Raw genomic sequence first — 12,148 nt, 5'->3', positions numbered from 1 at the left:
CGTCGGGGTCGGTGACGGGGCCGTTCTCCGTCGCGACGAGCGTACGCGGGGGCCCGCCGGGCGGCCAGGACCGCCGACACACGGGGTAACGGCCGTCAGCGCCGCTCGGGCTGCCGGTCGCGCTTGGCGCCCGTAGGGTCTGCGCGGTCCGGGCGCGGAGGCCTCTCGTCGGCCACCGGGGCGAAGAGCCAGGCCGCGCGGGGCTCGACCAGCCGGTGGAAGACGGTGCGGGTCCAGCCCAGCGAGAGCGCGACCGAGACCGCGACGCAGAACACGATCATCAGCACGAGGGCGAGCGTGCTCTCCGTCTGCGAGAGGATCCCGGACTCCCGCAGCGGATAGAGGACGAAGCTGTGGAGGAGGTAGACGTACATCGTCGACTGCCCCCAGGCGGTGAGCGGGGTGCGGCGGCGCGGAACCAGCGCGAAGAGCGCGAGCGAGAGCACGACCGCTCCGGCCATCAGGGCCAGCCGCACCAGCCCGGCCCACCACTGGGTCTCGCCGAGGGCGTCGTAGGGGCGGTCGTAGAAGAACCAGTAGCGGAGGTCCGCCGCGCGGAACGCCTCGATGTTGACGGTCATGACGACCGCCGTGACCGCGAAGAGGACGACGGCGAGGATCCGGGCGAGGAGCACCCGCGACGGCGGCTGATCGAGCCAGCGGTCGACGGCGGAGCGGCCGCCGGGGGCGAAGCCGCGCAGGCGCCAGCCGAACACGAAGAACGGCAGGATCCCGATCGCGCGTGCGAGCGAGAAGGTCGAGTCGATGTTGTCGTAGTAGCTGACCCCGACCGCGAGCACCACGCTGATCAGCAGCGGCCAGCGCAGCAGCGCCAGGTAGGGGAGGACGAGGCGGAAGATGCCCAGCGCGAGCAGGAACCACAGCGTCCAGCTCGGCTTCGTCGGGTTGAACTCCTGCTTCCCCTCGACCAGGAACTGCACCAGGGTCCAGATCGTCTCCATGATCAGGTAGGGCAGGAGGATGTCGGTCAGCACCCGCCGCATCGCGCGCCCGCTCGGTGCGCCGCTCTTGGAGAAGTAGCCCGAGATGATCGCGAACGCCGGCATGTGGAAGGCGTAGATCGTCAGGTAGACGATGAGCGAGGTGTCGGAGTTGGCCGTCAGCCTCTGGACGCCGTGCCCGATCACGACGAGGGTCACGCAGACGAAGCGCGCGTTGTCCCAGAGGGGAACGCGGCGCTTCGGGGTGACGGCTGTCCCGGCGGTCGCGGGAACCGGGTCGGCGGGCGGCACGCGGCCAGACTAGCGTTGGCCTGCGACGACGGAGTCGAGGGTGTCCGAGGCTTGACGGAAGGGGACGGGCGTGGATCGACGCGTTGTCGTGACAGGAGCGAGTTCAGGGATCGGGGCGGCCACGGTCCGCCTGTTCCGCGACCACGGCTGGGAGGTCGTCGCCGTCGCGCGCCGGCGCGACCGGCTGGAGGCGCTCGCCGCCGAGACCGGCGCCGGGTACTTCGCCGCCGACCTCACCGACGCCGCCCAAGTCGACGCTCTGCGCGACCACCTCTCCTCCTCCGGGCCCGTGCACGCCCTCGTGAACAACGCGGGCGGCGCGCTCGGACTCGACTCGGTCGAGAAGTCCGACCCCGAGGACTGGCGCCGCATGTTCGAGATCAACGTGCTCTCGGTGAAGCTCGTGACCAGCGCGCTGCTCCCGCTGCTGCGCGCCGGGATCCGGGGGAGCGGCACCTCCGCGGACATCGTGACGGTCACCTCGATCGCCGGCCACGTCGCCTACGAGGGCGGGGGCGGGTACAACGCCGCCAAGCACGCCGCGCACGCGCTGGTCGCCGTGCTGCGGCTCGAGCTGGCCGGCGAGCCGATCCGCGTGATCGAGATCGCGCCGGGGATGGTGCACACGGACGAGTTCTCGCTGGTCCGCTTCGGCGGCGACCGGGAGCGCGCTGACGCGGTCTACGCCGAGGTCCCCGACCCGCTGGTCGCGGAGGACGTCGCCGCTGCGATCGTCTCCTCGGTAGAGCTCCCCGCCCACGTCAACCTCGACCTGGTGACCATCAAGCCGGTCGCGCAGGCGGCCCCGCACAAGGTCGCGAAGGGACCCCTGGCCCCGCGCGCCTGACCGATGTGACGCGGAGGCCCGCGACGGCCTAGCCTGTCCCTCATGGTTTCCGACGCCGACGACTCCGCCGCCCTCCTCGCCGCCACGGAGAAGGAGGTGCTCGGCTGGCTCGAGTTCGGCGACGCCGCTCGGCACCTGGCCGACGACGTGGTCGCGTCGGGCTACCGGCCGGAGCTGGTCGTCGCCATCGCGCGCGGCGGTCTGCTCCTCGCGGGCGCCGTGGCCTACGCGCTCGGCATCAAGAGCTGCGGCGCGCTGAACGTCGAGTTCTACACCGGCGTCGAGGCGCGACTGGCGGAGCCCGTGGTGCTGCCGCCGCTGCTCGACGAGGCGTCCGTGCGCGGCAAGCGCATCCTCCTGGTCGACGACGTCTCCGACTCCGGCCACACCCTCGCCCTCTCGGTGAAGCTCATCCGCGCGATGGGTGCCGAGGTGCGCACCGTGACCCTCTACACGAAGCCGCGCACGGTGCTCGAGCCCGATTTCTTCTGGCGCCGCACCCCGCGCTGGATCGTCTTCCCCTGGTCGGCTCTGCCCCCGGTGGACGGAGCCCTCGCCGAGGACGACGAGTGAGCGTCCACCTCATCGGCGGCGGAGGCGGCGTCGAGCACGACCAGCAGCTGTACGGGGCGTTCCTCGCGGAGGCGCGCGCCCACGCGGTCGACGCCGGCCGGATCGAGGGCCCGCGCATCGCGATCGTCGTCGTCCACGACGGGCTCGGCCCGGAGGCCTATGCCGGCTACGCGGCACTGCTCGCGACGGTCGGCCCGCTCGACGCGTTCGCCGTGATGAAGCCGGAGGGCGGCCGGATCGATCCCGCGGTCTTCGACGACGTCGACGGGATCTTCGTCGGCGGAGGGCTGACCCCGGCCTACCGCGACGCGCTCGAGGCCTGCTTCCCGCGGCTGCGCGATCTCGTCTCCTCCGGAGTGCCGTACGCCGGCTACTCGGCGGGAGCCGCCGTCGCGGCCGACCGCGCCCTCGTCGGCGGCCACCGGATCGGCGGCGTCGCCGTCGTCCCGGAGGGCGCGGCGGAGGAGCTCGACGAGGTCACGGTGCTCGAGGGCATCGGCCTCATCGACGTGACGGTCGACGTGCACGCGGCGCAGTGGGGGACCCTCGGCCGCCTGGTCGCGGCCGTCGAGGCGGGCCTGGTCGACGGCGGCGTCGCGCTCGACGAGTCCACCGTGCTGATCGTCGGCACCGGCGCGCTCCGCGTCGGCGGCGCCGGCTCGGTGTGGCGCGTCAGCGGCAGCGACGCCGGAGTCGTCGTCGCGACGCTCGCGGCGGGCTGACCCGGTGGACCTCGCTGAGCTCGCGGCCTCGGGACTGATCGACAGGGGCTGGGCGGAGGCGCTCACCCCCGTCGCCGGGGACATCGCCGCGATGGGCGACTTCCTCCGCGGCGAGGTCGCGGCCGGCCGGCCCTACCTCCCCGCGGGCCGCGACGTGCTCCGCGCCTTCGCCGCACCGCTCGCGGACGTGCGCGTCCTCATCGTCGGACAGGACCCGTACCCGACGCCCGGGCACCCGATCGGGCTGTCCTTCGCGGTCGAGCGCCACGTGCGCCCGCTGCCGAGGAGCCTGCAGAACATCCACCGCGAGCTCCGGGACGACCTCGGCGTCGAGCCGCCCGAGCACGGCGACCTCAGCGGCTGGACCTCGAGCGGCGTGATGCTGCTCAACCGGGTCCTCACCGTCGCCCCCGGCGCTCCCGCCTCGCACCGCGGGAAGGGCTGGGAGGTGGTCACCGAGCACGCGATCCGCACGCTGGCCGCCCGGGACGCGCCTCTCGTCGCGATCCTCTGGGGCCGCGACGCCGCGTCGCTCCGCCCGATGCTGGGGGAGGCCGGAGTGATCGAGAGCGCGCACCCCAGCCCGCTGTCGGCCTCGCGCGGCTTCTTCGGCTCCCGGCCGTTCAGCCGCGCCAACGCCCTCCTGGAGGAGCGCGGCGCGGAGCCGGTCGACTGGAGTGCTCTCGCGTGACCGGGCGCTCGCCCGCGGGGCGGCTACGCTGGCCCGGATCGATGGGCGGAGCCGAAGGGGAGCCGGATGCTTGAGGAAGAGTACGAGAGCCGGCGCGTCCTGCCGCCGCACCTGCGGAAGGCGCCGCCTCCCGAGCCCGGCTTCTCGTTCGAGATCCGCGACGCCCGCGACGCCGACCTCCCGGACATCCGCGAGATCTACAACCACTACGTGCGCAACACGGTGGTGACCTTCGACGAGGACGACTCGACGCTGAAGGAGTGGAGGACGAAGTTCACCCGCAACCAGAAGCTCGGGCTGCCCTTCATCGTGGCCGTCTCGCCGTCGGGCCAGATCCTCGGCTACGCGATGGTGTCGCCGTGGTCCTCCAAGCGGGCGTACCGCTTCACCGTGGAGAACTCGATCTACCTGCGGGCGGCCTCTACCGGGAAGGGCCTCGGCCGGGCGCTGATGGCCGAGCTCCTCGAGCGCGCGAAGGCCGTGGGGATCCGTCAGATCATGGCCGTCATCGCCGACAAGGGCGCGGAGGCGTCGCTGGCGATGCACGCGCAGTTCGGATTCGTCGAGGTCGGCCGGATGGGCCGCGTCGGCTTCAAGTTCGAGCGCTGGCTCAGCACCGTCCTGCTGCAGAAGACCCTCAAGTAGGGCCGACCCGCCCCTGCGAATGCGCCTCATCGACAGGTGCCGGGGAGCGCGCCGTCCCTACACTGGACGGCATGGAATGGCTCGTCCCGCTCATCGTCGTCGTCGCGCTCGTCGTCATCCTCGGGGTCTACCTCTGGGCGACGTACAACTCGCTGGTCACCCTCAACGTCCGCGTGGACGAGGCGTGGAGCGACATCACCGTCCAGCTGAAGCGCCGCGCGGATCTGATCCCCAACGTGATCGACTCCGTGAAGGGCTACGCCTCGCACGAGCGCCAGGTCTTCGAGTCGGTGACGCAGGCTCGCGCCGAGACGCTGCAGGCCCAGGGCCCGGCGGAGGCGTCGGTCGCCGAGGACCACATGCAGAGCGCGCTGAAGTCGATCTTCGCGGTCGCGGAGGCGTACCCCCAGCTGCAGGCGAGCCAGAACTTCCTCCAGCTGCAGGGCGAGCTGGTCGACACCGAGGACAAGATCCAGTCGGCCCGGCGCTTCTACAACGGCGGCGTGCGCGAGATGAACACCAAGGTGAAGGTCTTCCCGAACACGCTCTTCTCGCGTCGGCTCGGCTTCTCGGAGCGCGAGTTCTTCGAGGTCGGCGATCTCGCCGCGATCTCGGAGCCCCCGCGCGTCCAGTTCTAGGCAGCCGCCGTGTACAGCGCGATCGCCCGCAACAAGCGCAACACGGTCCTGATCCTCGTCCTGTTCCTGGCGATCATCGGCGGCCTGGGCGCCCTGGCTGCAGCGGTCTACCGCAGCACGACGATCGTCGTGGTGGTGCTCGTGATCGCCGCCGGGTACGCGTTCTTCCAGTACTTCTTCGCCGCTCGCCAGGCGGTCGCGCTCAGCGGCGGCGTGGCGGTGGAGAAGGCGGACGAGCCGAGGCTGTTCCGCATCGTCGAGAACCTCTCGATCGCGACGGGCACGCCGATGCCGAAGGTGTACCTGATCGACGACCCGGCGCCGAACGCGTTCGCGACCGGCCGTGATCCCGAGCACGCCGTCGTGGCTGCGACGACGGGCCTGCTCGCGATCATGGACGACGCCGAGCTGGAGGGCGTGATGGCCCACGAGCTGGGCCACGTCCGCAACTACGACATCCGCGTCTCGATGATCGTCTTCGGTCTCGTCGTCGCGGTGGGCTTCCTCTCGGACGCCTTCCTCCGCCTGGCCTTCTTCGGGCGGGGCGGCAACGGCAACGGCGGGGGCAACCCGGCGCTCCTGGTCGTCGGGCTGGTGTCGATGGTCCTCGCGCCGATCGTCGCCTCGGTCGTGCAGCTCTCGATCTCCCGCCAGCGCGAGTACCTCGCCGACGCCACCGGTGCGCTGACGACCCGCCACCCCGACGCCCTCGCCCGCGCCCTGCTGAAGCTCGAGTCCGCGGGCCGGCCGATGCAGCGGCAGAACAGCTCGATGGCGCACCTCTGGATCGCCGACCCGTCGAAGCCGGGAGTGGTCGCGCGCCTCTTCGCGACCCACCCGCCGATCGCGGATCGCGTCGCCCGCCTCTCCGAGATGGGCTCGCGCTTCTAGCAGGACGATCCGGCGGCCGCCCCGTCGCCGATCGCCGCCCGCCCGGATCTCACCCCGGGCAGCGGGGCACGCGTTACCACGCCGGACGGAACGTCATCCGGTCGGAGCCGCGAGCGGACCGCCGTCGACGGTCGTCAGGTACTCGGCGAAGACCGGCGCCGGGTCGATGCCGCTCGCGGCCGCGTCGACCAGCGCCCGCCGGACCAGGGCGAGGACGACGGTGGCCAGGACGGCCGCCCGGTGCGGGGATGTGCGGCCGAGCCCCATCCGCTCCGCGAGGAACGGCGTCAGCGCCTCCTCGCCGTCGTGCAGCGACTGCGCCCAGACGGCGCGCATCGCCGAGGTCTCGGTGAGCAGGGGGATCAGCCGGAGGGTGCGGTCGAGCTGGGGACCGGAGGCCGCCGCGGCGAAGGCGTGTCCGAGCGCCGCGTTCAGCGGCTCGGCGGCCGGGCGCTCGAGGAGGGCGCGTCCCATCGCGGCGATCGCGGCGGCGAGCACCGGGCGCACGCAGTCCTCCTTCCCGCCGAGGTACCGGTGGAAGGTCCGGAGGGAGACGCCGGCCGCGTGGGCGAGCTCGCCCGTGCCGACCCCGACGACGCTCCCGCGCTCGAGCAGACGGGCGACGCAGCGCTCCGAGAGCGCCAGCGCCAGGACGCCGCCGGGCGCGCTCACGCGATCCTCCTCAGTGCTGCGGCGAGGGCGGCCGCGAGGTCGCCGCGACCGACGACCTCGACGGCGTCGAGGCCCTGCCAGGCCGCCGCCTCGACCAGCAGTGCGGCGAGCCGCTCCGGCGTGTCGGCCGGGGCCCCCGGCTCGAGCCAGGCGGCCTGCACGAGGAGGACCCGGCGCTTGCGCTCGCTCTTGAGGTCGACCCGGGCAGCGATCACGTCGTCGAGGAGCACGGGGAGGACGTAGTAGCCGTGGACCCGCTGCTCGGCCGGGGTGTAGATCTCGATCCGGTAGCGGAAGCCGAAGAACAGCTCGGCCCTCGGCCGGTGCCAGACCACGGGGTCGAACGGCGAGAGGAGCGCGTCCGCCCGGAGCGTGCGGGGGCGTCGGGCGTCGACGTGCCGCCAGAGCGGCACGGATCGCCCGCCCCGCTCCCAGCCGCGCACCTCGACGCGCTCGAGCTCGCCCGCCTCGACCAGCTCGTCGATCGCGACGCGCGTGGGGGACTGGAGCAGCCGGTGGTAGTCGGCCAGGTCGCCGAGGGTGCCGATCCCGTGGGCCCGGGCCGCCCGGCGCACGAGCTCGCGGACGGCGTCGGGGAGGGGCACGTCGGCATCGAGCACCGCGCTCGGGAGGAGCCGCTCGGCGAGACCGTAGGAGCGCTCGAAGCGCGTGCGCCCCGCCGTCACCACCTCGCCCCAGCGGAACAGGACCTCGAGGCCGCGCTTGATGTCGGACCAGCCCCACCAGGGGCCCGTGCGGACGTTGGCCTCGTGCTCGATCTCGGAGGCGCGGAGGGGACCGTCGGCGAGCGCGGCGCGGAGCCAGTCGAGGGTGGCGCGGTTTTCGTGGGCCCAGCCCTCGTGCTCGGGCAGGCGGACCCGGCGGTAGTGCTCCATCCGCCAGCGGTAGAGCGGGAGATCCTCGCGGCGGACGAGGGCGGCCTCGTGTGCCCAGTACTCGACGTAGGGGCCGTCGGGGGAGAAGGGCGCGGCGTCGAGGAGGGAGCGCTCGTAGGGGCCGAGCCGCGCGAGCAGCGGCAGGTAGTGGCTCCGCTCGAAGACGTTCACCGAGTCGAGCTGGAGCGGGCGGATCCGGTCCACGGCGGCGCGCACCCGGCGCGCGTCGACCCGGGACGGACGGGGGCCGAACCCCTGCGCCGCCAGGGCGATGCGGCGCGCCAGCGCGGGGGAGAACTGCTCGGTCATGGTCCGCCCACGCTAGCGAACGCCCCCGACATCGCCGTCCCCGATTCGCCCCCGGCGTTCGCCCGGCATTCACCGCCGCGCTCCCTCGCCGACTCGCGGCGCTCCTACCGTGCCCGAGGCCGTCCCACCGGGGCGGCCCACCCGACTCCTGGAGGACCCTTGACCATTCAGCGCCTGTCGCGCACCGCCGCGGTCGCCGCCGCCGGCACCGCCCTCGTCTTCACGCTCTCGGCCTGCTCCGGCGGCGCCACCGCCTCGTCCGACGGCGGCGGCGCGGACGCGGCGTCCGCCACGTCCGCCGCGGACCTCGGCGGGCTGGACGCCCTGGTCGAGGCCGCGAAGGCCGAGGGCGAGCTCAACGTCATCGCCCTGCCCGACACCTGGGCGAACTACGGCGAGCTGATCAGCGGCTTCGAGGACGAGTACGGCATCACCGTGAACTCCGCCGACCCCGACGTCTCCTCCGCGGAGGAGATCAGCACGGCGGAGAACCTCGCCGGGCAGGACACCGCTCCCGACGTGTTCGACCTCGGGCCGGCCGTCGCTCTGGCGAACACGGACATGTTCGCGCCGTACAAGGTCGAGTCCTGGGACGACATCCCCGAGGGGAACAAGGAGGAGTCGGGCCTCTGGGTGAACGACTACACCGGCCTGATGTCGATCGGGTTCGACGCGGCCGCGGTGCCTGCGCCCACGTCGCTCGAGGACCTCCTCGGCGCCGACTACCGCGGCTCGGTCGCGATCAACGGCGACCCGACCCAGGCGGGAGCCGCCGCGGCCGCAGTGCAGCTCGCGGCTCTCCAGTCCGGCGGCTCCGCCGACGACGTCCAGGCGGGGATCGACTTCTTCGAGAAGCTGAACGACGCCGGCAACTTCCTGCCGCTGGACCCGACCGACGCCACCATCGCCTCGGGCGAGACCCCTGTCGTCTTCGACTGGAGCTACAACAACCTCGCCGCCGGGAAGGCGAACGAGGGCACCCGCGAGTGGACGACGACCGTCCTCCCGGGCTCCGCCGTCGGCAGCTACTACAACCAGGCGGTCAACGCCGACGCTCCGCACCCCGCGGCCGCGCGGCTCTGGCAGGAGTACCTCTACTCCGACGCCGCGCAGAACCTCTACCTCGCCGCCGGCGCCTACCCGGTGCGCCTGGCCGCGATGACCGAGGCCGGCACGGTCGACCAGGACGCGCTCGACGCCGTCGGCGCCGCTCCCTCCGACCTCGTCCAGTTCACGGAGGAGCAGACCGAGGCGGCCTCGTCGCTCCTCGCCGAGAAGTGGGCCGCGGCGATCCAGTGACCACCGCTCCCGCCGAGGCCGTCTCCGGGGCGTCCGCGCTCCGGGGACGGCGCGGCACCCCGGCCGTGCTGGGCGTCGCCCCCTTCGCGCTCTACGTCCTGCTGTTCCTGGCCGTCCCCACGGTCCTCGCGGTGGCGACCGGATTCACGGACGGAGGCGGCCGCTTCACCACGGCTAACGTGCTCGCGCTCGGGGATCCCGTCGTGCTGTCCGCCTTCGGCGCGTCGCTCGGGCTCTCGGCCGTGACCGCCGTCGTCGGCGCGGTGCTGGGCGCGGTCGTGTGCCTGGCCCTGCTCGGCTCCGATCCGCGCGGGGCGCTCCGAACCGTCGTCGATGCGGCGGCGAGCGTCCTCGCGCAGTTCGGCGGTGTGATGCTCGCGTTCGCCTTCATCGCGACGATCGGCGTGCAGGGGCTGGTGACCACCCTCCTCGCGGGAGCGGGCGTCGACCTCTACGCCGACGGCGTGTGGCTCTACCAGCTGCCCGGGCTCGTCCTGCCCTACCTCTACTTTCAGGTGCCCCTGATGGTGCTCACGTTCCTGCCCGCGCTCGAGGGCCTGCGCCCGGAGTGGGCCGAGGCGAACGCGGTGCTCGGCGGGGGCCGGCTCGGCTACTGGCTGCACGTGGCCCTCCCGGTGCTGGCGCCGTCGTTCCTCGGCTGCGTGCTGCTGCTGTTCGCGAACGCGTTCTCCTCCTTCGCCACCGCGGCGGCGCTGATCAGCCAGGGCGCGCAGATCGTCCCCCTGCAGATCCGCGCCGCGCTGGTCAGCGAGACGGTGCTGGGCCGTGAGAACCTCGCGGGCGCCCTCGCGCTCGGGATGCTCGCGGTGATGGTGGTCCTGATGTCCGGGTACGCGCTGCTGCAGCGCCGGGCCCGGCGGTGGCAGCGATGAGGCCCGCGCGGCTCCTGTCCGGGGCGGTGCTCGTGATCACCGGGCTGGTGTTCGCCGTCCCGATCGTCGCGATGGCGGAGTTCACGCTCCGCGGCGCCGGCGGCCACGACCTCTCGCACTGGACGGCGATCCTCGACCCGGAGAACGAGCGCGCCTACCGCTCGCTGTTCCAGGGGATCGGCAACTCGCTGGTCCTCGCCGTCGTCACCGCCCTCATCGTCCTGGTCCTGCTGGTGCCGACGATGCTGCTCGTCGAGATCCGGCTCCCGCGCCTGCGCCGGGCTCTGGAGCTGGTCTGCCTGCTCCCGCTGACCGTGCCCGCCATCGTCCTCGTCGTCGGCCTCGCGCCGGTCTACTCCGTGGTCACCGAGCTCGCCGGCTCCGCGCCGTGGACGCTCGCTCTCGCCTACGGGGTGCTGGTACTGCCCTACGCCTACCGCGGCGTGGCGGCGGACCTCGCCGGTCTCGACGCCGTGACGCTCTCGGAGGCGGCCCGCTCGCTCGGCGCGGGCCCGCTCGCGGTGCTCGGGAGGGTCCTCCTGCCGAACCTGCGCCGGGGCCTGGTCGCGGCCGCGCTGATCACCGTCGCAGTCGTCCTCGGCGAGTACACAATCGCCTCGCTCCTCAGCCGCACCACCCTCCAGACCGGCCTGGTGCAGGTGTCGAAGTCCGACGCCTACGTCGCCGTGATCTTCTCGCTGCTCTCCCTCCTCTTCGCCTTCGCCCTCCTGCTCGGGATCGGCCGCCTCGCGCGGATCGGCCTGCCGACGGGTCGGGCGCGCTCCTCGAAAGGCTCCTCGTGACCGCTCCCACCCTCCCCGGCGCCCGCGTGCGCTTCGTCGACGTGGAGCGGCACTACGGCTCCGCGCGAGCGCTCGACGGCGTCTCGTTCGACGTGGCCCCGGGCGAGTTCATCGCGCTGCTCGGCCCCTCCGGCTGCGGCAAGACCACAGCCCTGCGAGCCCTCAGTGGTCTCGAGCGGATCGACGCGGGGCGGATCCTCGTCGACGAGGAGGACGTCGCCCACGTCCCCGTCGCGAAGCGCGACATGGGCATGGTCTTCCAGTCGTACTCGCTCTTCCCGCACCTGCGGGCGCGCGAGAACGTCGAGTTCGGGCTGCGCACCCGGGGAGTCGGGGCGCGCGAGCGCCGGGCGGCCGCGGGGGAGGCGCTGGAGGTCGTGGGCCTCGGCGCCCTCGGCGACCGCTACGCGCACGAGCTCTCCGGCGGCCAGCAGCAGCGGGTGGCGCTCGCGCGCGCCCTCGTCACGCGGCCGCGGGTGCTGCTGCTGGACGAGCCTCTGTCGGCACTGGACGCGAAGGTCCGCGTCCAGCTGCGCGACGAGATCAAGCGCCTGCAGTCCGAGATCGGCATCACCACGTTCTTCGTCACGCACGACCAGGAGGAGGCGCTCGCCGTCGCCGACCGCGTCGCGGTGATGAACGCCGGGCGGATCGAGCAGCTGGGTGCACCGGAGGACCTCTACGCGCGCCCGGCGACCGGCTTTACGGCCCGCTTCGTCGGCCTCTCGACGGTGGTCGCGGGGACGGTCTCGTCGGGATCGGTCCTCGCGCTCGGCGTGCGCCTGCCGCTCGTCGACGCGGCGGCGGCCGACGGGCCCGTGTCGGTGTTCCTCCGCCCCGAGGACCTCGCCGTCGTGGCCGACGGCGCTCCCGACTCCCTGCCCGGAGTCGTCCTCGCCTCGAGCTTCCTGGGGCCGGTGCGGCGCTCGACAGTCCGGCTGTCGACGGGCGAGGAGGTCACCGTCCAGCACGCATCGGGGCACCGCCTCGAGCCGGGGGAGCGGGTCGGCGTGCTG

General features: G+C 73.2%; 14 protein-coding genes. 11 read left to right on the top strand and 3 right to left on the bottom strand.

Going from position 1 to position 12,148, the window contains the following annotated elements; all coding sequences use genetic code 11:
* Nucleotides 1-95: 95 nt before the first annotated feature.
* Complete coding sequence (locus C5C37_RS07745; RefSeq protein ID WP_104338750.1) at nt 96-1,253, bottom strand: acyltransferase family protein; 1,158 nt, start codon at nt 1,251-1,253, stop codon at nt 96-98.
* A gap of 70 nt (nt 1,254-1,323) precedes the next feature.
* On the opposite strand from C5C37_RS07745, the gene C5C37_RS07740 reads away from it, so the two are divergent.
* The 7 genes from C5C37_RS07740 (at nt 1,324) to C5C37_RS07710 (ending at nt 6,260) form a co-directional block, all read left to right on the top strand.
* On the top strand, nt 1,324-2,100 hold the full coding sequence (locus C5C37_RS07740) for an SDR family oxidoreductase (RefSeq protein WP_258074074.1): 777 nt from the start codon (nt 1,324-1,326) through the stop codon (nt 2,098-2,100).
* A gap of 42 nt (nt 2,101-2,142) precedes the next feature.
* On the top strand, nt 2,143-2,673 hold the full coding sequence (locus C5C37_RS07735) for a phosphoribosyltransferase (RefSeq protein WP_104224441.1): 531 nt from the start codon (nt 2,143-2,145) through the stop codon (nt 2,671-2,673).
* Nucleotides 2,670-3,395, top strand: coding sequence for a peptidase S51 (locus C5C37_RS07730; protein WP_104224440.1), 726 nt, complete (start codon nt 2,670-2,672; stop codon nt 3,393-3,395). Before C5C37_RS07735 ends, C5C37_RS07730 begins: the two co-directional genes overlap by 4 nt.
* Before the next feature lie 4 nt (nt 3,396-3,399).
* The gene (locus C5C37_RS07725; RefSeq protein WP_104224439.1) at nt 3,400-4,086 is read left to right on the top strand and encodes a uracil-DNA glycosylase; all 687 of its coding nucleotides are present in this window, start codon (nt 3,400-3,402) and stop codon (nt 4,084-4,086) included.
* 66 nt (nt 4,087-4,152) lie between these two features.
* Nucleotides 4,153-4,731, top strand: a complete 579-nt coding sequence (locus tag C5C37_RS07720; protein WP_104262462.1) for a GNAT family N-acetyltransferase — start codon at nt 4,153-4,155, stop codon at nt 4,729-4,731.
* Nucleotides 4,732-4,802: 71 nt separating this feature from the next.
* Nucleotides 4,803-5,369, top strand: a complete 567-nt coding sequence (locus C5C37_RS07715; protein WP_104225511.1) for a LemA family protein — start codon at nt 4,803-4,805, stop codon at nt 5,367-5,369.
* 9 nt (nt 5,370-5,378) lie between these two features.
* The gene (locus tag C5C37_RS07710; RefSeq protein WP_104338748.1) at nt 5,379-6,260 is read left to right on the top strand and encodes a M48 family metalloprotease; all 882 of its coding nucleotides are present in this window, start codon (nt 5,379-5,381) and stop codon (nt 6,258-6,260) included.
* Nucleotides 6,261-6,353: 93 nt separating this feature from the next.
* On the opposite strand, the gene C5C37_RS07705 is transcribed toward C5C37_RS07710, so the two are convergent.
* Together C5C37_RS07705 and C5C37_RS07700 are read right to left on the bottom strand one after the other, a co-directional pair.
* Complete coding sequence (locus C5C37_RS07705; RefSeq protein WP_104224435.1) at nt 6,354-6,932, bottom strand: TetR/AcrR family transcriptional regulator; 579 nt, start codon at nt 6,930-6,932, stop codon at nt 6,354-6,356.
* Complete coding sequence (locus tag C5C37_RS07700) at nt 6,929-8,137, bottom strand: winged helix-turn-helix domain-containing protein (RefSeq protein ID WP_104338747.1); 1,209 nt, start codon at nt 8,135-8,137, stop codon at nt 6,929-6,931. The genes C5C37_RS07705 and C5C37_RS07700 overlap by 4 nt, the downstream gene beginning before the upstream one ends.
* A gap of 159 nt (nt 8,138-8,296) precedes the next feature.
* On the opposite strand from C5C37_RS07700, the gene C5C37_RS07695 reads away from it, so the two are divergent.
* From C5C37_RS07695 to C5C37_RS07680, 4 genes are all read left to right on the top strand, one after another.
* Nucleotides 8,297-9,436, top strand: coding sequence for an ABC transporter substrate-binding protein (locus tag C5C37_RS07695; protein ID WP_104283387.1), 1,140 nt, complete (start codon nt 8,297-8,299; stop codon nt 9,434-9,436).
* Nucleotides 9,433-10,329, top strand: coding sequence for an ABC transporter permease subunit (locus tag C5C37_RS07690; protein ID WP_104297224.1), 897 nt, complete (start codon nt 9,433-9,435; stop codon nt 10,327-10,329). Before C5C37_RS07695 ends, C5C37_RS07690 begins: the two co-directional genes overlap by 4 nt.
* Entirely contained in the window at nt 10,326-11,132 is an 807-nt protein-coding gene (locus C5C37_RS07685; protein WP_104338746.1) for an ABC transporter permease, read from the top strand. Before C5C37_RS07690 ends, C5C37_RS07685 begins: the two co-directional genes overlap by 4 nt.
* Nucleotides 11,129-12,148: ABC transporter ATP-binding protein (locus C5C37_RS07680; RefSeq protein ID WP_104338745.1), on the top strand; the 1,020-nt coding region annotated here is incomplete at its 3' end. The genes C5C37_RS07685 and C5C37_RS07680, both read left to right, overlap by 4 nt.

This window comes from Rathayibacter sp. AY1F9, from assembly GCF_002932155.1.
Taxonomy (GTDB): domain Bacteria; phylum Actinomycetota; class Actinomycetes; order Actinomycetales; family Microbacteriaceae; genus Rathayibacter.
Note: the sequence above shows the minus strand (reverse complement) of the source record. Positions and strands in the feature narration are given on the sequence as shown.

Excerpts from the sequence above, each read along its gene's own strand:
- C5C37_RS07735 (WP_104224441.1), top strand. The coding sequence starts at position 2,143 with ATGGTTTCCGACGCCGACGACTCCGCCGCCCTCCTCGCCGCCACGGAG.
- C5C37_RS07720 (WP_104262462.1), top strand. The coding sequence starts at position 4,153 with ATGCTTGAGGAAGAGTACGAGAGCCGGCGCGTCCTGCCGCCGCACCTG.
- C5C37_RS07715 (WP_104225511.1), top strand. The coding sequence starts at position 4,803 with ATGGAATGGCTCGTCCCGCTCATCGTCGTCGTCGCGCTCGTCGTCATC.
- C5C37_RS07700 (WP_104338747.1), bottom strand. The coding sequence starts at position 8,137 with ATGACCGAGCAGTTCTCCCCCGCGCTGGCGCGCCGCATCGCCCTGGCG.
- C5C37_RS07685 (WP_104338746.1), top strand. The coding sequence starts at position 10,326 with ATGAGGCCCGCGCGGCTCCTGTCCGGGGCGGTGCTCGTGATCACCGGG.